The sequence below is a fragment of the Acidiluteibacter ferrifornacis genome, from assembly GCF_009909615.1.
Taxonomy (GTDB): domain Bacteria; phylum Bacteroidota; class Bacteroidia; order Flavobacteriales_E; family Vicingaceae; genus Acidiluteibacter; species Acidiluteibacter ferrifornacis.
Genome location: NZ_WWNE01000012.1, coordinates 160505 through 184090, shown reverse-complemented (window position 1 = coordinate 184090; position 23586 = coordinate 160505). Strand labels below are relative to the sequence as shown.

22 protein-coding genes are annotated in these 23586 nt (G+C 33.9%); 19 read left to right on the top strand and 3 right to left on the bottom strand.

What is annotated here, in order from left to right; all coding sequences use genetic code 11:
- The first annotated feature begins 107 nt into the window (after nt 1-107).
- The 12 genes from GQN54_RS12930 to GQN54_RS12875 all read left to right on the top strand — a co-directional run bounded on the left by GQN54_RS12930 (nt 108) and on the right by GQN54_RS12875 (nt 13646).
- Nucleotides 108-1355, top strand: coding sequence for a DNA cytosine methyltransferase (locus GQN54_RS12930; protein ID WP_160633977.1), 1248 nt, complete (start codon nt 108-110; stop codon nt 1353-1355).
- Nucleotides 1340-2800: an ATP-binding protein gene (locus GQN54_RS12925; RefSeq protein ID WP_160633976.1), complete on the top strand. Its 1461-nt coding sequence runs from the start codon at nt 1340-1342 to the stop codon at nt 2798-2800. The genes GQN54_RS12930 and GQN54_RS12925 overlap by 16 nt, the downstream gene beginning before the upstream one ends.
- Nucleotides 2797-5637, top strand: coding sequence for a Z1 domain-containing protein (locus GQN54_RS12920; protein ID WP_160633975.1), 2841 nt, complete (start codon nt 2797-2799; stop codon nt 5635-5637). The genes GQN54_RS12925 and GQN54_RS12920 overlap by 4 nt, the downstream gene beginning before the upstream one ends.
- Nucleotides 5637-6608: a PD-(D/E)XK motif protein gene (locus tag GQN54_RS12915; protein WP_160633974.1), complete on the top strand. Its 972-nt coding sequence runs from the start codon at nt 5637-5639 to the stop codon at nt 6606-6608. Before GQN54_RS12920 ends, GQN54_RS12915 begins: the two co-directional genes overlap by 1 nt.
- Before the next feature lie 3 nt (nt 6609-6611).
- A complete protein-coding gene (locus GQN54_RS12910) occupies nt 6612-8984 on the top strand; it encodes an AIPR family protein (RefSeq protein ID WP_160633973.1) in 2373 nt (790 codons plus the stop codon).
- Between the two features lie 103 nt (nt 8985-9087).
- The gene (locus tag GQN54_RS12905; RefSeq protein WP_160633972.1) at nt 9088-9483 is read left to right on the top strand and encodes an META domain-containing protein; all 396 of its coding nucleotides are present in this window, start codon (nt 9088-9090) and stop codon (nt 9481-9483) included.
- A gap of 78 nt (nt 9484-9561) precedes the next feature.
- Nucleotides 9562-9801, top strand: a complete 240-nt coding sequence (locus tag GQN54_RS12900; protein WP_160634127.1) for a T9SS type A sorting domain-containing protein — start codon at nt 9562-9564, stop codon at nt 9799-9801.
- Nucleotides 9802-10016: 215 nt separating this feature from the next.
- On the top strand, nt 10017-10799 hold the full coding sequence (locus tag GQN54_RS12895) for a hypothetical protein (protein ID WP_160633971.1): 783 nt from the start codon (nt 10017-10019) through the stop codon (nt 10797-10799).
- A gap of 184 nt (nt 10800-10983) precedes the next feature.
- A complete protein-coding gene (locus GQN54_RS12890; RefSeq protein ID WP_160633970.1) occupies nt 10984-12321 on the top strand; it encodes a N,N-dimethylformamidase beta subunit family domain-containing protein in 1338 nt (445 codons plus the stop codon).
- Nucleotides 12322-12342: 21 nt separating this feature from the next.
- Nucleotides 12343-12504, top strand: a complete 162-nt coding sequence (locus GQN54_RS12885) for a hypothetical protein (RefSeq protein WP_160633969.1) — start codon at nt 12343-12345, stop codon at nt 12502-12504.
- Between the two features lie 201 nt (nt 12505-12705).
- Nucleotides 12706-13152, top strand: a complete 447-nt coding sequence (locus GQN54_RS12880) for a hypothetical protein (RefSeq protein WP_160633968.1) — start codon at nt 12706-12708, stop codon at nt 13150-13152.
- Between the two features lie 107 nt (nt 13153-13259).
- The gene (locus tag GQN54_RS12875; protein WP_160633967.1) at nt 13260-13646 is read left to right on the top strand and encodes a diacylglycerol kinase family protein; all 387 of its coding nucleotides are present in this window, start codon (nt 13260-13262) and stop codon (nt 13644-13646) included.
- A gap of 53 nt (nt 13647-13699) precedes the next feature.
- Here GQN54_RS12875 and GQN54_RS12870 read toward each other — a convergent pair whose 3' ends face one another.
- Both GQN54_RS12870 and GQN54_RS12865 read right to left on the bottom strand, forming a co-directional pair.
- The gene (locus tag GQN54_RS12870) at nt 13700-14440 is read right to left on the bottom strand and encodes an outer membrane beta-barrel protein (protein ID WP_160633966.1); all 741 of its coding nucleotides are present in this window, start codon (nt 14438-14440) and stop codon (nt 13700-13702) included.
- Between the two features lie 49 nt (nt 14441-14489).
- Entirely contained in the window at nt 14490-15137 is a 648-nt protein-coding gene (locus tag GQN54_RS12865; protein WP_160633965.1) for a protein-L-isoaspartate(D-aspartate) O-methyltransferase, read from the bottom strand.
- A gap of 171 nt (nt 15138-15308) precedes the next feature.
- On the opposite strand from GQN54_RS12865, the gene GQN54_RS12860 reads away from it, so the two are divergent.
- The 5 genes from GQN54_RS12860 (at nt 15309) to GQN54_RS12840 (ending at nt 20857) form a co-directional block, all read left to right on the top strand.
- Nucleotides 15309-16298: a Gfo/Idh/MocA family protein gene (locus GQN54_RS12860; RefSeq protein ID WP_160633964.1), complete on the top strand. Its 990-nt coding sequence runs from the start codon at nt 15309-15311 to the stop codon at nt 16296-16298.
- A gap of 74 nt (nt 16299-16372) precedes the next feature.
- The gene (locus tag GQN54_RS12855) at nt 16373-17227 is read left to right on the top strand and encodes a hypothetical protein (protein WP_160633963.1); all 855 of its coding nucleotides are present in this window, start codon (nt 16373-16375) and stop codon (nt 17225-17227) included.
- On the top strand, nt 17227-18639 hold the full coding sequence (locus tag GQN54_RS12850) for a sugar transferase (protein ID WP_160633962.1): 1413 nt from the start codon (nt 17227-17229) through the stop codon (nt 18637-18639). The genes GQN54_RS12855 and GQN54_RS12850 overlap by 1 nt, the downstream gene beginning before the upstream one ends.
- A gap of 69 nt (nt 18640-18708) precedes the next feature.
- Nucleotides 18709-19599 (top strand): 3-hydroxybutyryl-CoA dehydrogenase, encoded by an 891-nt coding sequence (locus GQN54_RS12845; RefSeq protein WP_160633961.1) that lies wholly within the window; start codon nt 18709-18711, stop codon nt 19597-19599.
- A gap of 82 nt (nt 19600-19681) precedes the next feature.
- Complete coding sequence (locus GQN54_RS12840) at nt 19682-20857, top strand: THUMP domain-containing class I SAM-dependent RNA methyltransferase (protein WP_160633960.1); 1176 nt, start codon at nt 19682-19684, stop codon at nt 20855-20857.
- On the opposite strand, the gene GQN54_RS12835 is transcribed toward GQN54_RS12840, so the two are convergent.
- Entirely contained in the window at nt 20847-21479 is a 633-nt protein-coding gene (locus GQN54_RS12835) for a DUF4294 domain-containing protein (RefSeq protein WP_160633959.1), read from the bottom strand. The genes GQN54_RS12840 and GQN54_RS12835 overlap by 11 nt on opposite strands.
- Nucleotides 21480-21556: 77 nt before the next feature.
- Here GQN54_RS12835 and GQN54_RS12830 point away from each other — a divergent pair, with 77 nt between their 5' ends.
- The gene (locus GQN54_RS12830; RefSeq protein ID WP_160633958.1) at nt 21557-22123 is read left to right on the top strand and encodes an L-threonylcarbamoyladenylate synthase; all 567 of its coding nucleotides are present in this window, start codon (nt 21557-21559) and stop codon (nt 22121-22123) included.
- Nucleotides 22124-22165: 42 nt separating this feature from the next.
- Nucleotides 22166-23581, top strand: coding sequence for a CCA tRNA nucleotidyltransferase (locus tag GQN54_RS12825; protein ID WP_160633957.1), 1416 nt, complete (start codon nt 22166-22168; stop codon nt 23579-23581).
- The last annotated feature ends 5 nt before the right edge of the window (nt 23582-23586 follow it).

Here is a 23586-nt window from a genome sequence, read left to right as displayed (position 1 = left end):
GCAGCTAAGGCGAAGAAAACATAAGAGTTTGAATTTGCTAAGGTTGAATAGAGTATTAAGAAAAAGATTAATTTTACAAGTGTGTATTTTTATAATCATAAATATCAATGAAACAACTTAATTACATAGATTTATTCGCTGGCGCTGGTGGTCTTTCGGAAGGTTTTATTCGTGCAGGATTTAATCCGATTGCACATGTTGAAATGAACAAAGATGCCTGCGATACAATTAAAACTAGAACTTCTTACCATTGGCTTAAAGAGAATAAAAAAGACACTATTTATTATAATTATCTTAAATCGGATTCAAAGAATAAAGAAAAACTTTGGGAAAATATACCTGAGAACCTAATCAATTCAGTAATCAATAAGGAAATTTCAGACGAAACTTTACCAGAAATTTTTGAAATAATTGACAAAGAGATAGATACCAACAAAATTGATTTAATTATTGGTGGCCCTCCATGTCAGGCATACTCTGTTGCAGGTCGTGCAAGAAAGGATATGGATAAAGACCCAAGAAACCACTTATACAAACATTATGTCAAGTTTTTAGAAAAATACAAACCAAAAATGTTTGTATTTGAAAATGTGCCAGGAATCTTGTCAGCAAAAAATGGGGAATATTTAAATAAAATATTCAAAGCGGTAAGAAATGCAGGCTACGAAGTTGCTATACCAGAAAAGAATTATTTAAATTCCAAAGATTTTGGTGTTTTACAAGACAGAAAAAGGGTGATAATTATTGGATGGAAAAAAGAGCTTTATTTGAAATATCCGGAGTTTGAAATAACACAGAATAACTTTAATATTAAAAACGATCTCTTTTCTGATTTAAAGCCCTTGAAGAATGGACAAGGAACTCTAGATGCTATAGAATACGTAAAACCAACAACCAATTACTTAAAGCAAACCAATATAAGAAACGGTTTAGATTTTGTGACACAGCATATTGTAAGACCAAATAACGATAACGACTTAGAAATCTATAAAATTGCTGTTGAAGAATGGAATAAAGGTAAGAGACTTAATTACGCAACCTTACCACCTAGACTTATTAAACACAACAATATACATGCCTTTACAAATCGTTTTCAAGTTGTAAATGGAAATGGTATTTCCCATACTGTTGTTGCTCATATTGCAATGGATGGTCATTATTACATACATCCAGATAAAAAGCAAAATCGTTCCATTAGTGTTAGAGAAGCTGCAAGAATACAATCCTTCCCTGATGACTATTTCTTTGAGGGAAGCAGAACAGCGGCCTTCAAACAAATAGGTAATGCCGTACCTCCATTAATGGCTCAAAAAATTGCTGAAAAAATTAGGGACATGATATGGAAGAATACATAAGAGCCGAAATTGCCAAACCAAACCCTAAATCTACAATAAATTCATATAGAAGTTTTGGTTACAATCTTTCTACAGCTATTGCTGACATTATAGACAATTCTATATCTGCAAACGCAGATGAAATCAGATTAGATTACAAATGGAATGGTAAAGATTCGTTTATTTCTATTTCGGACAACGGAATAGGAATGAACAAGGATGAACTTGTTTTGGCTATGACACCTGGTAGTAAAGACCCTGAAGAAATTAGAAGTGAAAAAGACTTGGGACGTTTTGGAATGGGCTTGAAAACTGCTTCATTTTCTCAATGCAAGAGACTTACATGCATAACAAAGCGCGAAGGTTACACAACAATTAAGCGTTGTTGGGATATAGATTACATCAATTCAGAAAACGAATGGCAATTGTTAGATTATGTTTCTGATGATTCATTTATTGAAAAAATAGATATTCAAAAATCAGGAACGCTAGTGCTCTGGGAAAAGTTAGATAGGATTGTCGGTATTGCTGAGATAAGCAATGAGAGCGTTAAATCGGCTTTTTATGCTGAGATGATTTCAGTTAAAGAACACTTGCGTCTAGTATTTCATAAATTTATTGAAAGTAAACGAATAAAAATATTTTTCCAGAATAATGTAATTGAACCATACAATCCTTTCTTACTGAACTTAAGCCCAAAGCCCGAAATGGGACAACCTGAATTTTTTGATAATGTTGAAATAACCTACTTCATACTTCCACATATGTCTGAAATTGGGAAAACAGATTATGAAAACTCTGGTGGTTCGTTGGGATGGTTTCAGGAACAAGGATTTTATATTTATAGGGGTGATAGATTGCTTGTTACGGCAGATTGGTTAGGACTTCAAAAGAAACGTGATTATTCAAAGTTGGCAAGAATTGCAGTTAATTTTTCAAACGAAAATGATTTTAACTGGCATTTAGATATTAAAAAATCAACAGCTACACCCCCAATAGAAATTCGTAAGGAACTTGACCGAATTGCAAGAATTGCAATTATGAAGTCAGCAAAAATTTATAATTGGCGAGGGCAAAAAGCAATTATTGAGAAAGGAAGCCTAAATCACGAACCGTTGTGGATTGACGAAAAAACAAGAGAAGGAATTAAGAAATATAAAATCAATAGAAAGCACCCGATAATAAAATCGTTACTTGACGAAAACAGTAAACTGACTGGAAAGGCACTGAAACTACTTGAAGAAAATGTTCCGATAGAATTGATTTTGAGCAATCAAAATGAAGATCCTTCGTTCCACGAATTAGAAAAACAAACAGATAAGCCGAGTGATGATTTAATCAATTTAGCTGTTGAATTATATAAAATAAACATATCGCAGGGAGTGCCTGAGGAATTAGCAAAGCAACAAATTTTGAGTGCTACTCCTTTTGATTTATATCCTTTAATAAATGAATATCTAAAATGAGTCTACTACAATCTGCACGAGCAATAGCACATACCCTAATACAAGTTCATCAAGGACAAATCACCGATGAAGTTCTTTTATCTGTAATTGAAAAAGCATCTGCAATCAACATAGTTGAAGGTCAAACATTTGACAAACAAGAATTGTTTGAAATTCTGCGAGCTGATTTTAGTATTGGAAAAGGAGAAATTACGATTTTATCAGAAGATATTGAGCCTTGGTTGAATGATGAAAAAGCAAAAATAAATTTTGAATTGTGGAACAGATATAAACTGTTTATGTCAGAAAATGATCCTTCATTTCCAATAAATGATTTGGACGACTTCACAGATAAAATTCTTGATAAATGCGTTAATCCTAAAAAAGAAAGTTCTTGGGACAGACGAGGAATGGTCGTTGGACACGTTCAATCTGGGAAAACCTCTAACTATGTTGGGCTAATCAATAAAGCAACTGATGCTGGTTATAAAGTAATAATCATCATTGCGGGTACAATTAGTTCTCTAAGAAGACAAACACAAGAAAGAATTGATTCGGGTTATATAGGCAGGAATAGCTCGGCTTTCATTAGAGAAAACGAAAACAGAGTTATTGGAGTTGGTAAATACAAGACAAACACGGACATCTATTCTTTAACTTCATCCTATTACAAAAGCGGAGATGAAGGAGATTTTAACCAAAAAATCGCAACAAGATTAAATATTCCAATTGGTAAAAATCCAGTTGTTTTTGTCATTAAAAAGAATAAAAGTATTCTTGAAAACCTGATAGATTGGTTTTCAAAAGATGTAAATGCAAAGTTGATTGATGGCACACCAAAATTGTTTGACGTTCCTGCATTAATCATTGATGATGAAGCTGATTCTGCTTCTGTAAATGCCTCACGCGATATTAACGAAATCAAAACAATAAACCGTTTAATCCGAACTCTGCTAAATATCTTTAATCAAAATACTTTTGTTGGTTACACTGCCACACCATACGCAAACTTGTTTATTTCACAAGACCATAACGAAGAACTTACAACCATTGTAAAAGGTAAACAGTACAAAATTGGAGAAGATTTATTTCCAAGGGATTTTATTATAAATATTAAAGCACCGACCAATTACATAGGCGCTGCAAAAATATTCGGGTACGAAAATTCAAAACCGGAACTTACAAAAGAACCTCTAGATATTTTCCGAGAAATTAGTGATTATGACCCACCATTTTTCAGAACAATCAATCGTGAAAACAAAGATATTTTACCCGAATATCTTCCGCCAAGTTTAGAACGTGCAATAAAATCATTCATTCTTACTTGCGCTATTCGTAGGGTTCGGGGACACGAAAACAAACACAATTCAATGTTGATTCACGTTGCCTTGTTAGTAAGGTGGATTGACAGAGTTGCCTATTTAGTAAATGATAAAACAAAAGAATATCAAGACGCAATACAAAGCGAAGATGATACTTTGTTAAAAGAACTAAAAGAAATATATGAAACAGACTTTTTACCAACTACTAGGAATGTGTTGGAAAATCTGGATTATACTGACATTAGAATAAAAGAACATAATTGGGAAGTTGTTAAAAAAGAACTTAAACCTGCAGCTTTAAAAATTGATGTTCGTTCTGTTCACGGCACACGGTCAACGACAAATTTAGAATACCACAACATACAAGAGATAGATTATAGCAGATATGAAAAAGAAGAGAAAAGTTTATATGTTATTGCTGTTGGAGGAAGCCGTTTATCTAGAGGGATTACATTAGAGGGATTGTCAATTTCTTATTACATTAGAACAACCCGAATGTACGATTCGCTTATGCAAATGGGTCGTTGGTTTGGCTATCGCCCAGGTTATGTTGATTTATGCCGATTGTACACTACAAACCAGATTTTTGAGTGGTTTAACCACATCACAATGGCAACAGAAGAAATGCGAAATGATTTTGACGAAATGACCGCAACCCATCAACGACCAAAAGATTTTCGTTTGAAAGTCAGAAATCATCACGGTTTACTAACAATTACAAGTCTTAATAAATTATATTTTGCGGAAGATCTAGAAATATCGTTTTCAGGTGAAAACCCCCAAACTTATTGTTTGCTAAAAACAAAAAAAGCGATTGAAAACAACTTTGATGCTTTGCAATCTTTGATTACAACAATCGGTTTACCAACAAAAGAAAACAGGACAGAAACAAGCAAAGGAAAGGTTAGGTATTTATTTTATCCAAACTCAAATGTTGATTCTGTTTGCACTTTTATTGACACGTTTAAAATTGACCAACCAAGTATAAATAATGCAACATTAAGTGAATACATAAGAACACAAGCAAGAAACAACAGAATTACAGAATGGAGCATTTGTATTGTTTCTAATACTGATGAAAAAGTATTTATCAATCGCTATGAAAACAATCCAGATGAATCTAGAAGTCCAAAAGATGATGTAATGACATATGATTTGGATTGCAATCAGGAAACAATTACGCTTGGTTGCAGTGTTCGTAACCAACCTAAAAATTCAAGGGGAAGTGAATTTTATTTGATTGCAAAGAATCAAATTGATGATTTAAAAGACCGTCAAGTTGATTTGTCAATTAGAACGAATACAACAAGTAAAGAAATTAAGGAGCAAAGAGCTAGCGAAAAGAAAGGTTTAATATTAATATATGCTCTAGATGAAAGAGGAACCAATCTAAATTTTGGAATTCCAATTATTGGTTACAGTGTTCATTTCCCAAGAATTCAAGATGAAATTAAAGTTTCGTATAAAGCTACTATAAATCGCGAATTTAATAATGAAGTAATGGAAGATGATGATAACCCTGAAACTGAAAACTAATGATTAATATTAAATCAATTTGGGAAAATCATAAGCCAACAGGCGAAGTCATAATTAGAACAAGAATTGATGAAATTCCTCATTTAAATTGCTATGCTGCTACAAACCACATCACAGGTCAGCACTTGTACATAATGTCGGTTTCAAAAAATATTGCAATTCCTGAACTGAAAAATTACCGTTTCAAAGGAGTAGAAATATACACTTTGTCCATTGAAGACAAAATTGAACTTTACCTTTATCTCTTAGATAACGAATTGAAAGATATTTTTTCGTTATTTATTCAAAACATTCTCGAAGATATTGAACCAACTATTACTGAAAGTGAAGCAATAACAACGACGCTGAATGTCGTTTCCAAATGGAAAAAACTATTTGATAAAATCAATTTTAACGGATTATCGCTTGAACAGCAAAAAGGGTTGATTGGTGAATTGTTGTTTCTTAACTACCTCTTGAATGACGATAAAACAGCCGTAAATGCGGTAAGTAGCTGGACAAGTGCAGAAAGAGATTTTGAAGCGAAAGATTTTACTTTGGGTTCTATTGGTATTGAAGTTAAATTTACTTCTTCAAAACAGCCTCGTATTAAAGTTTCTAATGAAAGACAATTAGATGCTGAAAGTTTAAACGAACTGTTTTTGGTTTTGTATTCAACTGAAGCTGTAAAAGACAACGGTATTTCGCTTAATTCAATCGTTGAACAAACCAGAAAAAATATTTCAACCGAAGAAGAACGTAGTTTTTTTAACGCAAAATTACAATTACACGGATATTTCGAAGAAGACAGTGAATATTATAACAAAATGTATTCGCTTAAAAAATCATTTGCTTTTGCTGTAACTTCTGAATTTCCAAAAATTGTTAGAAATCATTTGCCTTTGGGCATTTACGATACTTCGTATTCAATAGAAATTTCAGCATTAGAGAATTTTATGATAGACCTTGAAAATATAATTAAAAACATATAGTGTATGGTGAGAGCGTTAGAAAACTATATCGAAGAAGTCAAATCCATTATTGCGTCATATGTTTATTCAGAAGGAGAAGGAGCAAGTTTTGAGGACAAATTCACCGAATATTCTTTGGAAGTTTTAGAATCAATCGGAAAATCAGAAGGTGCAAGAGTGTTATCGTATGTTCATCCAAACAGTCAGGGCGGAATTGATTGGAAAATCAACGGTTATTGTTTGAAAGATTTAGTAAAAGATGAAAACAAAAAGGAATACTACGAAACACTTGATTTGTTTGTCACATCCTATAAGAACGAATACGACTATAATATTACAAAGGATGATTACACAAAAACGCTCAATCAGGTTAAACGCTTTATCAATTCAGCATTAAAAAGGCATATAGATTATATTGATAAATCAAATACAGAATTGTACCATTTAATTGACATAATTGGGGAACAAGGAAAAAATTTTGACCGAATCAATGTTTATTTTCTGATTAACGGATTTTCAAATCATGATAAAGAGAAAATTGAAGTCGCAGATGCTGATGTTTTTGTTCATACTTGGGACATTGCACGTTTGTTTAAAATCAATGAATCGAACAGTGTACACGAACCTATTGAAATAGAGTTTGAGAGTTTTACAGAAAACGGAAAAGGTTTACAATGCTTGCAAGTTCCGAGTATTGATGAAATGTACGATTGTTATTTGGCAATTATTCCGGGTGAAATTTTAGCAAAATTGTACAAAGAATTTTCAAATGAATTATTGGAAAGTAATGTTCGTGCTTTTTTAGGACAAGCAGGTAAGTTCAATAAAGGGATTAGGGAAACCATTCGCAACAAACCGCATATGTTTTTGCCTTACAATAACGGAATTACAGCAACAGCTGAAAGCGTTGAAACAAAGGTTGTAGATAACCGGTTAGTTATTACAAAGCTTAATGACTTTCAAGTTGTGAATGGTGGCCAAACAACGGCTTCCTTATATCACACACAGAAAAAATTTAAAGATGCTGATTTGAGCAAAATTTTTGTTCAGATGAAGCTAACTGTTATTAAGGATAAAGAACAAAAGAATATCGAAGTCCCAAACATTTCCCGTTTTGCGAACAGTCAAAATAAAGTATCTGAATTAGATTTATCTTCGAACAATCCTTATTTCGTTCAAATAGAAAATCTATCAAGAAAAAAATATGTTGTAAATCCAGAGAACAAAAATCAATCGTTGTTATGGTTCTTTGAGCGAGCTAATGGCCAATATCGTGAAACACTGAACAAACAAACGCCTGCACAGCAAAAGAAATTTAAAGAGCAAAATCCGTCATACAGAAAATTTGTAAAATCAGATATTGCAAAATTTATTAATATTTGGGACTTAGAGCCTCATTTTGTTTCACAAGGTTCACAAAAAAACTTTATTCATTACACGAAAAAGATTACTGAACTAGTCAATAAAAACAAATTGCCAGGCGAAAATTTTTATCGCAAATTGATTGCAAACGCAATTTTGTTCAAAACAACCGATAAGTTATTTGGCAGGAAGGGGGCTAATGCAATTGGAGAAAACACAAGTATAAAATCATTTTCCGTTGCATATACCCTTTCATTTTTCCATTTCTTAACCGATAATCGGTTTGACTTATGGAAACTTTACGAAGAACAAAAAATTGATGATTTTGTGAGCAATCACCTCAAAAGCCTATTGATTTTTGTGTACAACCATTTAGAGGCAAATGGGGGCGGAATGGTTTCGGAGTACGCAAAACGGTCAACATCGTGGGACAAGTTGAAAGCAACACAATATTCTAAAAATTTACTTTCTGATTTGAAAGAGTATTTAATTTCAGATGAGGAAAAAACGCAACGAGAAAAGGAAAAAGAAATTGATACAAATAGTATAGAAGATTCTGTTTTTGTGATTAGTGAAATTCAAAAAATGGGACTGAAATTTTGGGACGGTTTCAGACTTTATATCGACAAAAACAAGCCAATTGGCTTTGATTGGTCAACTGCTTTTGATTTAGTAAGCAGGTTAAGTAAAAGCAAGAACTTAACAACAAGAGAAATAACTTTTGGAAAAAAAGTATTGGACTATATTCAGTCGAGTCCTCAAATTATTGACGAAGTAAAAGCTTTATCAAAATTAGAGGAAACTGAAATTATTGAAGTGAAATTCATTTACGATAAATTTCTAATGATTTCAAAAGACGAATGGAAACGAATTATAGATTTAGCCAGTCAAACTAAAATATTTGACAATCTTGAATTAGCAAACGTAAAGGCCGTTCAAACCGCATTAGTTAAAAAAGAAAAAATCAAAGAACAAGCAATAATACGTGCTTATGAATCCTTAAAAAAATTAAAAAAATTTGGTTTTGATATATAACTCCGCCGTTAAAACCCACCCACATTTCAATTAGAGAATAATTATTAAACATAGTCCACATATAAATTCTTAATTTCCAAACCCGCACCAAAATTCACTATCCATGAAATCTTCCTCAGCACCGCTTTATATAACCGCATTGATGGTTTTTATAGTGTATGGTTTTACTGCTCAGTCGCAAAGTCGTCCTTTAGATGGAAAATGGAAGTTAGTGGCTATACAAACAGATACTGGCAATCGCTCAATACCTGAGACGGATCGACTCTTCTTGAACATATCCAATGCGGAAATCAATTACAATTTAGACATAAATAGTTGCAGTACCCAATTTCAATGGAGTGAAACGGAAATAAGCTATACTAACGTTGCTTGTACTGAGGTTTGTTGTGATCCAAAATATGGTCATTTGATAGACTACTCCGGCAATTACCACATAGAAGATAGCCTGCTTACTATTGAAAATTCAAGAGGCACATTTAGATTGTATAGAATAGAGTAAAATTTAGAACATCAATCGACTAGAATCAGCTAAGTTCTTACTGAGTTAGCCGAAACCAAACTAGAAAATGAATTTCAAATCTATCCCAACCCTACTAGAGACGAGTTTACCGTTGAAATAGCAAACCAATTGATTACTAATAATAAGGTAGAGCCCCAAGTGTATAATTTCTTGGGTGAAGAAATCCCGCTTTCCATTGATTTTAAAGCTGCCAATAAATTTTACATCGATTTGCAAGATCAATCAGAAGGAATCTATTTTATAACCTTTAAATACAATGATAAAGTAGTGACTAAAAAGGTTTCATTGATTAAATAAAGGAAACCTTTCAATACTTGTCAATCTGACAGACATTTTAATTGATTAAAAAGCCGCTAGAGGTGAAGTTGAAAGTTTACATCAACAAAAACACCATAACAACCTAATAATCAGAAGTAAAAACAACTCAATTGGCAAAATATTTCAAGCTTAGAAAAATAGCACAAGAATATTCCTATCTTTCAACCTTCTAAAAAACTAAAAAATAAGCCTTTATGGAGAAGAAAATTTTATTCGTAGTATTCCTTTTAACCACTCTAGTTTCTTACAGTCAAAACCAATATGAAGACGTTGTCTACCTCAAAAATGGAGGTATAATGCGTGGTGTCATTATTGAACAGATACCTAATAAATCCATAAAAATTGAAACCATTGGTAGGAATGTGTTCTTCTATGAAATGGATGCGATTGAAAAAATAACAAAAGAGTTAACATTTGTAAAAGAACACAACAGTGGATATAAAAAAGGTTACCTCGGACTTACTATAGGAATATCAAATCCTGTGGGTGAATTTGGTGCAGATGATAATGGGTTGGCGAAGACTGGAGTCCAAATAAACCTATTAAACTTTGGTTATCGGTTTTCAAAAAATATAGGAATTGCGGGTACATGGTTTGGTGCTGCAAACTCCTTAGATGGTGATCAAATAAAATCACCTTGGACTTATGGAGGAATTCTTTTAGGTCCACTTTTCACTTTTCATCTTGCTTCCAGAGTTGAATTAGACCTAAGACCAATGGTAGGATACACTGCATTTACATCTCCTAAATTTGATATTGACAATTCCCCCTTCTATACTCAAACCATTGGTGGAGATCGCTCCTCAGTCTTTGCATATAATATTGGCTCAATGTTTCGTTTTCATACAGGAGCTAAAACATCCCTCTTATTATCAGTGGATTACTTCAATGCACGACCTGAGTTTGATGAATCTCAATTTAGACAGGAAGTAGAAACCATTACGATTGGATTTGGTGTCGCTTTGCGCCTTCAATAATGCTTTAAAATATCATTATTAGTAAAGAAGTACCTCTAAAGAAAAACAGTGTTTAAAATTCTACTAATTATCGGAAGTATATTTCTTAACAATGCAATCCATTAAGCAGTCAGATAAACTGATTTCTCTTGGTTTATTTAGTAGTTTTATTGCCTTATATTTCTACATCTGATTTATCTTCCCCATGAAAACTCTTATAAAATGGCTTTCTCTTATTATGTTAATTGCCGTTCTAGGAGTTATTGGTAATTATTATCGTTACCGGTTTGTTCCTATGGTAAAGGTTGGCACTCCAGAAAGAATTCAGTATAAAACTATTGAAGGTTACTCCGATCAACTTAGTTATAATCGACTAGACACCGTTAAATTAAAGCTACGAGCTTTGTCAGCAGGTAAAGGTATTGTTTATCAATTACTGGGAAATGGGAACAAAACAGCGATAGACACTTTTAAAATTGAACCTATTGACCAAAAAATAGATTCTACTCAATCAGAGTATGGATGTAAATGGGAAACTACTCACACTCTTCCTTTAACCAACAACTATCAATCAGGGTATTATCAAATAGAATTGTTGAATGAAAAAGATTCCTCAGCAATAAACTTTATAATAGCGAATAAATCTACATCCAAGGTAGTCGTGTTGGCTCCGATATCAACATGGCTGGCATATAATGATTGGGGCGGAAAATCGCTTTATGTCAATAATTATGAATCAAAAACAGTTTATACCGTAGCTGCACAACGTCCAAACTCTATGGCCATTAGTCCTATAGAATCGCATATTGTAAATTTCTTCTCAGAATACTACGATGCCGACTTATTACCTGATTATTATTTGGAAGAACATCCTGAGGCTATGATGCAGTATGATGTTATTGTATTGGCTTATCACGCTGAATACTTTACACAAAAAATGGTTGATCACTTAACCAGTTTGGTACAAAACGGTCACAAATCACTCATTTCTTTGGGAGGAAACCAAATGTACTGGAAAACGAAATGGAATGCCGACTATACTATAATGGAGTGTCGAAAAGATTTGACTTCATTCGAAGAAAGCCTTTTTGATTACGGCGGAATGTGGCGACATCATTTGAACCAATCTGAGCATCATTTATTAGGTGTCCGATATTCTGTAGAGGGTATACATACATACGCACCTTATCGAGTTTCTTCACCTGACCATTGGATTTATGCAAATACCCATGTAAATGAGTCTACTCTTTTTGGTAAAACTGGAATCACCTCTCGTGGTATTTCGGGGGATGAAACCGACAAAATAGTAAAACTAAAAAGCAATATGACGGTGCTAGCGAAAGGACAAAATTGTGAAGAAAATGTAAGTGGCAAGGATTTAAATGATTGCATTCAAGCCTCTGGTGCCGACTTTGTTATTACGGAGTATGATGGTCACTGTGTTCTATCTACAGGCTCTATAGAAAGTGGAGCCGGCTTAATCACCGACTCCGTATTTACAACTATGATTCACAATTTCATGACCCGAATGTTGAAACATTAATCCCTTTTTCATTGAATGTATATGGGACGTGTATTTATTCTAGCTCAGTTTTGGATAAAATCAATCGTATACCTTCCATTTGCTAAAGAGGCAGGAAGCGACCAAGAAAAGGTAAAATTTCCATTTTGTCCGCTTACCTTCTCTGACTTTACTAATGCACTAGGAATAATCGATATTTGCTAACTTAAGCAGTAGCTAAATGCTGTAAATTAATGTATCAATGTTGAAATTACTCTTTGATTTTTGTTCCTTTAAATTGAAATAAATATGCAGCACAAATCAGGTAATGATAAAATAATTGATAAATATGAGTAAGTTTGAAACCGTTCCATCCTTAACAAACGACGGAAATAATTTGTAATTAATTGAAAACTAGAAATTAAAATGAAGATTTTAAAATTTACCCTTGCCACTGTTTTTATCTCCTCGTTGATCGCTTTAAGTAGTTGTTCTGAGAAATATGGTTGTACAGACCCTAATAGTAGTCGGTTTAATTCAGATGCGGACTCTGATGACGGTTCTTGTATTTACCAAGGTGAGGTTGTTTTTTGGTTTGATACCTTGACTACAGATTCACTTATAAAAGATAATATCTATGAATTATCGTATTATTTGGATAGCACATTTGTAGGCTCAACTTCAGTTACCAATGCATTTCCAGCTAAGCCTGAGTGCGGTACATTGGGAACGGTTACAGTTCGAAAGGATTTAGGGTATATTCCTGCTATTGCATATGAATATAGAGTAATCGCCAATAATGACAGTATCTATTGGAAAGGGAATGTTCTGGTTTCAGGGAAAACATGTACTGGCATTGAATTGGATTTCTGATAAAAATTATTCAATCATCTAATCGATGATTTTAAAACAATAAGTTGGCTAGGGATTTATAATCCCTAGCCTTTTTATTTATGAGTCGATCAAAATCAAAGAGCAACATGAAACCGACAAAATTCTCAATTCATTCAAGAATGCAAAGTTTCAAATATGCATTCCAAGGTTTAATCACCTTTTTTCAAAAAGAACATAACGCCAAAATTCATCTCTTCTGTGCTCTTTTGACTGTCATCGTTGGAATAATTACTCAACTTTCACCATTGGAATGGATTGTAATTTCCTTTTCGATCTCATCTGTCATAACTACAGAATTAATAAACACCTCTATCGAAGGTATTGCGGATTTTATTTCTCCAGAACGCAACCAAGCGATTAAACAAATTAAAGACATCGCGGCTGCAGCTGTCCTTATTACAGCAATAAGTTCTGCAATTGCTGGGGGCATTATTTTCATTCCTAAAATACTTGAGGCAATCTTTTTGCCTTAAAATAAAAAAAGCGGTAGAACTACCGCTTTTTAGAATTGATTACTCCTTCTTACTTAAAAATAGTAAGATATTAATATTCTAGCATTACCCTCTACAACAAAAGAATTGGTATTGACTTGACTTTTTCCTTTTTCTACATCAGAGGAAGCTGAACCACTAATAGGGTTTACTTGAGTGACACGGCTAAAATTACCACCATCTTTCAAAAAATTATACCCTAACGTGTACTCCGCTCCTAAAGCAAAGTTTTTAGCGACAAAATAGTTAAAACCGGCTATAGCATTTAATCCGATAGCAAAACCTCCATCTTGTTCAAAAGTGATAGTTTCTCTATCTGTTCCAGCAGAGCTTACTGTTCTTATTTCTTCTTCTATTTTAGTTTTACCTATTAAACCGATTCCAATTTGTCCACCAATATACGGGTCTAATCTTTTAGTTCCAGAAAAGTGTTTTTCTAACCCAACGGCTAAATACAAAGAAGATTTTTTGTAGGTGGAGTCTATTGCTCTTAAAGAAGATCCAATACTGTCTTCTCTAAAACTTTTCTTTGATTGTATGGAAGGCCCCAAGTCAACTCTTAGAACCTTAGAAGTTGAAAGGTAATATTTCCCAGTTACTAAACTAGTGTTAATTGGAGACGATGCATTAGACAATCGAATGTTATCGATTAATCCATTAAGGTTTAATAAGACTCCCCAATTTCCGTCTACGGGTTTCAAAGTTTCTTCTTCTTGTGCTTGCAATACAGGTGAGGAAATCAAAATGGCAAACAAGGCAACTACTATCTTTCTCATATCGTTATTTTTAAAAGTTATTAAACCCATGAATTATATATTTATTGTGCTAATTTGAAAAAGATTTGTCTTGTAACAAAGGAACAAATTTAAAATCTCCAAACTCTTCATATTCAAACTCAGTCTCACCTATCTTTCTTAAGCGTTGCATAACTTGGGATTCTCCTTCCCCCACAGGGATAACCATTATTCCACCCACCTTTAATTGTTTCTTTAGGTCTTCTGGGATAAATGGAGCCCCTGCTGTGATTATTATTTTATCAAATGGAGCAAATGCCGGCTGTCCCTTATATCCGTCCCCGAAAAATAATTTGGCTGAATATCCCATCTTTGGCAATAAAACTTTAGCCCTTTGAAACAATAATTTTTGACGCTCAATTGAAAATACTTTGGCTTTCATTTCTAACAATACACATGTTTGATAAGCTGATCCTGTTCCAATTTCTAAGACTTTATCTCCCCTCTCCAATTCTAATAACTGAGTTTGAAATGCGACGGTAAAAGGCTGAGAGATGGTTTGACCCGCCCCAATTGGAAAGGCCTTATCTTGATATGCAAAGTTGACAAACGCATTATCTAAAAAAAGATGTCGTGGAATAGAATTTATTGCTTCCAACACCTGCTCATCGGTAATGCCCTTTTCCTTAAGTAATTCAACTAATTTTTTTCGTAAACCTTTATGTCGATAAGTATCCATTCTTGACTAAAAAATAACGCATTTTAATTTTACCAAATTACATAAACTTAGCCCGCTATTTGAACAATAAGAGCATTGTTATTATTAAATATTCATTGTTGAAAACCCAATCTACATTTGTAGTTATCATAATTAGAGTAAGCGTATTTTTGTACAAAATAATTACAGCTTATGTTGAAGATTGGAGTTTTAGGAACCGGGCACTTAGGGAAAATTCACTTGAGATTATTAAAAGAAATTGAGGCTTTTGAGCTTGTTGGTTTCTATGACTTAAATAAAGAGGTCTCTGAAAAAGTTTCAGAGGAAATCGGCATTCCATTCTTCGAAAATTTAGACGATTTAATAGATGCTTGTGACGCCATAGATATCGTAACCCCCACCTTATCGCATTATGATTGTGCTGTTAAAGCTCTAAAAAAATCAAAACATGTATTTATTGAAAAACCAATTACTTCTACTGTAGAAGAAGCCAAAGATCTTATAGGTCTGGCAGAAGAAGCAAGAGTACAAGTGCAAGTAGGTCATGTTGAACGATTCAACCCCGCCTTCACCGCAGCTCAGCCATATTGTGATCAACCCATGTTTATAGAATGTCACCGTCTTGCTCAATTCAATCCAAGAGGAACCGATGTCTCAGTAGTATTGGACTTAATGATTCATGATATTGATATCATATTGAGTTTAGTAAAAAGTAACATAAAAAAAATAAGTGCTAGCGGTGTAGCTGTGGTGAGCGATACACCAGACATCACCAATACACGGATTGAATTTGATAATGGCTGTGTGGCGAATTTAACCGCAAGTAGAATTTCACTGAAAAACATGAGAAAAACACGCGTTTTCCAGAGAGATGCATACATATCTATAGATTTTCTAGAAAAAGAGGCTGAAATAGTGCGTTTGAGTAATGTAGTTGGAGAGCCTGATCCATTAGCCGTAACCATTGACTTAGGAAAGGATAAGGGAAGTAAACAGATTTATTTTGAAAAGCCCTCTGTTGAACCCAATAATGCAATAAAAGACGAGTTAACTGCGTTTGCTCATGCTATTAATACCAATACTGTTCCTCCTGTTAGCATCCACGATGGATACAATGCACTAGATGTTGCGCACAAAATTATAGAGAAGTTAAAAATGACAAATGAGTCCATTGTAATTTGATGCAATATTAAACGATATATTGCGTTTGATTCTGTTACTTTTGCACTCTTTTAACCATTTTGTACGTACATCGTATGTTTAAATATTTACTTACTCTCTCTTCAATCATCCTATTTCTATATAGTTGCAAGGAAAAGGATGTAGAAATACCTTCTTATATTTTCATTAATGATATTGATTTACAAATTACAGATGTTAATCAAGGATCTTCTAGAAGTTCTATTAGTGATGCCTATGTTTTTGTGAACGAAAAGTTAGTAGGAATCTACGATTTACCCGCCACAGTGCCAATATTAACAGAAGGAAAAGTGACGATTAAAGTAGGAGGTGGTATTAAACAAAATGGGGTTTATACATCAAGGTTAGAATATCCTTTTTATACCCGTTATGAAACAGAAGTAGATCTTGTAAGAGGTGAATTCGACACTATTCATCCTATATTACAATACACTTCTGCAACTAAATTCAGTACCTTCTTTGAAGACTTTACCAATTCCATTACGTTTGAAAATGGTAAAAACACAGATGATAGTTTGGCATTTATTACTGATCCAACAATTATACTTGAAGGCCCGTGTGGAGGGATAACGTTAGAAGGAGATAATAAAAGAAGATTTGAGTTTTATACACCTACTATTTCCAATATTCCTAGGAACAATTCCTCACCTGTATATATGGAGTTAGATTTCAAAGGAAACATCTTTGTCAACTTTGGAGCCTATTTTAATGATAAAATAGAAAATGAAATATCTTTCGTTCTCCCACCTAAAGATGAGTGGACAAAAATCTATATCAATTTAACTGATATACTTGGTGTTCACGGCAGTGCTAAGAATTACAATTTCCTGTTTGGATATAGTAAGTATACTACTTCCTTTACAGGAACTGCAGAATTTTATATCGATAATGTAAAAATTATACACTATTGATGAATAGACGTTTACAAATAATTAAGTACGTATTTGCCGATTTCGTAGCTGCATTATTAGCGTGGGGCCTCTTCTTCAGATTTCGAAAAATATACTTAGAACCATTAAAATTTGGACAACAGCCATTTGAATATGATTCCAATTTTTTCTTAGGGCTATTATTCATTCCCCTATTTTGGATTGTTCTGTATGCAGCAACTGGGTATTATTTTGACGTTTTCAGAAAAGCTCGCTTAAAAGATTTATTGCAAACAATTCTAATCTCTATCATTGGTTGTATTCTACTTTTCTTCGTTTTTATTTTAGATGATGAAATCAATACCTATAAAGATTATTACCTCTCTTTACTCTATTTCTTCTCTCTTCATACCTTTCTCACTTCTCTATTTAGGACCATTATCACCACCAACATTGTGCATAAAATCCAAAATAGAAAAATGGGATTCAACACCATTATTATCGGTGCAAACACAAGAGCAATCAACCTTTATAATGAGATGGAAGGCAATGAAAAGTCTTATGGAAATAAGTTTGTTGGATTTGTAAGGGTGAAAAAAAATGAGAAGTATTTATTAGAAGAATACTTGCCATTTTTGGGAAATTCAGAAAATCTTAAAACGATAATTGCTGAACATCAAATAGAAGAAGCCATTATTGCGATTGAGTCTTCAGAGCACCAAAGCCTAGAGAAAATTATTAGTGAATTAGAAGGTCAGAACGTATTGGTAAAGGTAATACCAGACATGTACGACATTCTATCAGGTTCAGTAAAAATGACTTCAATATTTGGAGCGCCTTTAATTATCATTAATCGTGAAATAATGCCTCCATGGCAACAAACAATAAAACGGTTAATTGATATTTTCGTCTCTCTATTTGTTTTAATTGTATTCTCTCCATTATACCTTACCATTGCCATAATTGTTAAGACTACCTCCAAGGGGCCGGCCTTCTTCCGTCAAGAACGTATCGGATTGCATGGAAAACCATTTAACATTATCAAATTCAGATCAATGTATACGGATGCAGAAAAAGCAGGCCCTGCATTGTCTAGCACCAATGACCCTAGAATTACCAAGTTTGGAATCTTTATGCGTAAAACCCGAATGGACGAAATTCCTCAATTTTATAATGTTTTAATTGGTGATATGAGTTTGGTTGGCCCACGCCCTGAACGTCAGTTTTTTATTGATAAAATTGTAGAAAAAGCAACCCATTACAATCATTTACTAAAAGTAAGGCCAGGTATTACCTCTTGGGGACAAGTAAAATATGGCTACGCCGAAAATGTAGACCAAATGGTAGAGCGACTTAAATTCGACATTATTTACATCGAAAACATGTCATTGCTAGTTGATTTTAAGATTCTAATCTATACAGTAATGATTGTATTAAAAGGAAGTGGAAAATAATCCAACATCCACTTTCATTTCACCCTTCAACAGCGTATTTTTGTCCCTCATTAAAAAACACATATTTTCATGAAAAAAGTTGCAGTAATTGGCGCAGGTACCATGGGTAATGGAATTGCTCACACCTTCGCTCAAAGTGGATACGAGGTTGCATTAATCGACCTTTCTCAAGATTCATTAGATAAAGGTTTATCTACTATTTCGAAGAATTTAGACCGAATGGTAGCTAAAGAAAAAATTACTGAAGCAGATAAACAAACGACGTTAGGCCGAATTTCTTCTTTTACAAAAATGGAAGATGGTATAAAAGGTGTTGATTTAGTAGTAGAGGCTGCCACAGAAAACGTAGATATTAAGCTTAAAATTTTCAAGAATTTAAGTGAAATCACTGAAGACCATGTTATATTGGCTTCGAATACTTCTTCTATTTCTATCACTAAAATTGGAGCAGCTACAAATCGACCTGACAAGGTAATTGGAATGCACTTTATGAACCCTGTTCCAATCATGAAACTGGTTGAGATCATAAGAGGTTATGCTACTTCAAATGAAGTGACCAATCAAATCATGGATTTATCTAAAAAGCTTGGAAAAATTCCTGTTGAAGTAAACGACTATCCTGGTTTTGTGGCGAACAGAATTTTAATGCCCATGATCAACGAAGCAATTATTACTTTGCACGAAGGCGTTGCAGGTGTCGAAGAAATTGATACAGTTATGAAGTTGGGGATGGCTCATCCTATGGGACCTTTACAATTAGCAGATTTTATAGGATTAGATGTATGTTTATCTATTCTTAATGTGTTATATGAAGGTTTTGGAAATCCTAAATACGCACCTAGTCCATTATTAGTAAACATGGTAATGGCAGGCAAAAAAGGAGCTAAATCTGGAGAAGGTTTTTACAGCTATACTCATGGAACAAAAGAATTAGTTGTAGCTGATTCATTTAAAAAATAATAGCAATTTGCTATACCTTACAAAAGGAAGTCATTGGCTTCCTTTTTTTGTTGAAATTTGCACCTCATAAATACACATTGCCTTGAAAGATCATTTTGAAATTGTTGTGACTACCCTACTCGGTTTAGAGGATGTTTTAGAAAAAGAATTACTAGACATCGGTGTTAGAAATCCTGAAATTTTAGGACGAGCTGTTCGATTTTATGGCAACCAAGAATATTTGTACCGTTGTAATTATGAATTGAGAACTGGTTTAAGAGTCTTAAAGCCAATTCGGTCTTTTACAGTGAATTCTGAAGATCAACTCTATCGACAAATTCAAAAAATAGACTGGTCACAATACCTGAGTAACAGTAAGACATTTGCTGTGGATGCCACAACGTACGGAACACTATTTACGCACTCAAAATACGTAGCCTTAAAAACAAAAGATGCGATTGTTGATCAATTTAGAGAGAAGACAGGTCAGCGTCCATCAATTGATGTTACCAGACCTTCGGTAAAAATTAACATTCACATTGCTCACAATGAATGTACAGTGTCTTTAGATAGTTCTAGTACACCGCTTTCCAAGAGAGGTTACAAAACCGAGCAAACATTTGCTCCACTATCTGAAGTATTAGCTGCGGGGATGATACTAAAAACCAATTGGGATAAAAACTCCACCTTTTATGATCCAATGTGTGGATCGGGAACCATTGCAATTGAAGCTGCACTTATTGCAACTCAAACGCCTGCTGGTGGCTATAGAAGTTTTGGCTTCGAAACCTGGTTTGATTTTGATGCTGACCTATGGGAATCTGTAAAATATCGAGCAGAATCTAGAGTTAAACGCATTGATTTCAGAATCAATGGTAGTGATATGGATGCGGAAGCAGTAGAAATAGCAAGAAGTAATGCTAGAAGAGCTAGAATAAGCCGAAATGTTCAATTCTTTAAAGCCGATTTCCTAAATTTTGATCCTAACATGCATGAGGGTGTTATTGTTATGAATCCACCATATGGTGAACGAATTGGAAACAATGAAGACATGATTTCGATGTATCAAGCAATTGGGGATCAATTAAAAACACTTTACAGTGGATGTGATGCATGGATTTTAAGTGGAAATATCCAAGCTCTTAAGTTAATAGGATTAAAAGCAGCTAAAAGATTGCGATTGAATAATGGCCCTATTGAATGTAAATACCATCATTTCCCGCTATACAAGGGAACTAAAGAAGAGAAAAAAGCAGAGTCGAAAGAACCTATTGAGTAACTTGTGCACTTCCTCGAGGAGCGTAGGGAATGATACCATTTTCCAACATAATCACTATGTTTTCAATGTCTCTATCTTCCCCATTTGGGTCGTACTTTAGTTTTAAATTTTGTCCAAAAAGACGCGCAAGTGACTGCCATAAAAACGCAGACATAGAGCCCCTTAACTCTTTAACCAGCTCATAACTTGACTCACCAGTTTCGCGATCAATTAGCTTTACTAGAATAACTCCTTGCATAACTGTGAGTTTTTTCAACTCTCCTTCAAATTGTGTTTTTAGTTCTTCCTCTACTTTTTTCATGTAAGCCTTACGTTTTACCTCATTTTTGATGGTTTGTAAAGTATCGTTGTAGGTTTGTAGTAAATCTCCTGCTAGCTTGGCGTAAGGATAGACTTTGGTTACGTAGCGTTCTAATCGGTCATATTTACGCTTATCTGATTTCGATTTAAATACTTTTTTCTCAACTACAAAAACAGTCCCCATATTGACAGTAGGGAGCGTATCGCCGTTTGAAATCGTAGCTGGCAAGGCTCTTCGTCCATCAGTAGTCTGACCGATAATATCTGCTGATATCATCAGAAAAATGAAAACGACTAATATGGGTGTAATGATCAATTTCATAATCAGTATATACCAAAGTTAAACTTTTATATACATAACTAAAATCATGCCTTTAAAGTATTTTTTACCTTTGCAAAATGATGAGAGATGAAGTAGAAAAAGCTTACGCAGCCTTACAAGAAGGTAAAACAATACTCTATCCTACAGATACCGTTTGGGGAATAGGTTGTGATGCAACGAACGAAAATGCAGTTAAACGAATTTTTGAAATTAAGCAGAGGGAGGAATCAAAAAGTTTAATTGTTCTGGTTTCAGATGAAGTAATGCTAAATAAATACTTGAAAGATGTGCCACCAATTGCTTGGGATTTAATTGATACTGCTGAAAAACCTCTTACTATTGTTTATCCAGAAGGAAAGAATCTTGCTCCTCAAGTCATTGCCAACGATGGCAGCGTAGCCATTAGAATTGTTAAAGATGATTTTTGCATCGCTTTAATACGACGATTCAAAAAACCCATTATTAGCACCTCTGCTAATATAAGTGGCGAACCCACCCCAGAAAAATACAATCAAATTCAATCTTCAATAAAACACTTAGTTGATTACGAAGTAAACCTACCTCTTTATCATTCTGCCGTAAGCAAGCCTTCTACCATTATTAAATTATCTATGAATGGAGAATTTCAAATTTTAAGGAAGTAAACTCTCCATAAAACAGTAATTTTGCAAAAAAATAGCACATCATTGAAAAATCCAATAAAGCTTTCCCATCCTATTTTTGAAATTGTTCAACGTGCTGCATCAGAATTAGAGATAGATGCCTATGTTATAGGGGGATATGTTAGAGATTTAATTTTGGATCGTCCAAGTAAAGACATTGACATTGTAGCCATTGGAAACGGAATAGACTTAGCAACCAAAGTAGCAGAGCTAATTGGACCAAAAACAAAAGTTAGTGTGTTCAAAAATTTTGGAACTGCTATGCTAAATTTCAATGGTTATGAAATTGAATTCGTAGGAGCCAGAAAGGAAAGTTATAATCGAAATAGTAGAAAACCTATTGTAGAAGATGGCACACTAGAAGATGACCAAAACCGAAGAGATTTTACTATCAATGCACTTGCTATAAGTTTAAATAAAGATAACTTTGGCACCCTTATCGACCCATTCGGAGGATTAAAAGATATAGAAAATAAGCGATTAGTCACTCCATTGGACCCAGACATCACCTACTCTGACGACCCTCTCAGAATGATGCGAGCCATTCGTTTTGCTAGTCAACTCAATTTTACCATTGATTCCAATTCATTCGTATCCATTATAAAAAATAGAGACCGAATTAAGATTGTTTCTCAGGAAAGAATTACTGATGAGTTAAATAAGATTATTCTCTCCCCTATTCCGTCTGTTGGATTCAATTTACTGTTTGATTCTCAGCTATTACACCTTATCTTTCCATTGATGGCAGAATTGCATGGAATTGAAGTCATTGATGGAAAAGGTCATAAAGATAACTTTTACCACACTTTGCAAGTATTGGATAATATTTGTGAAACCACTGATGATTTATGGCTTAGGTGGGCAGCAATCTTACACGATATTGCCAAACCGCCAACGAAAAGATTTGAAAAAAGTATTGGTTGGACCTTTCATGGTCATGAAGACAAAGGTGCCCAAATGGTTCCAGGAATTTTCAAGAAGTTAAAACTGCCTCTAGACCATAAAATGAAGTATGTTCAAAAATTAGTAAGGCTTCATCTTAGACCTATTGCATTGGTAAAGGATATTGTATCGGACTCAGCTATCAGAAGGTTGCTCTTTGATGCAGGAGAAGATATCGATGATTTGATGAAACTGTGTACTGCAGACATCACCACTAAAAACAAAAGGAAACAAAGTCAGTATATCCAAAATTTTGAATTGGTTAAGCAAAAATTAATCGACATAGAAGAAAAAGATATGTTGAGAAATTGGCAGCCACCAATTAGTGGAGAACATATTATGAATACCTTTAACATAGGACCTTCAAAACCGGTTGGAGAAATAAAGAATTCAATTAAAGAAGCCATCTTAGAGGGAGATATTCAAAACAATTATGAAGAGGCCCATAAATTTATGATTGAATTAGGACTTAAAATGGGACTTAAAACTGCAAATTAAAAAGG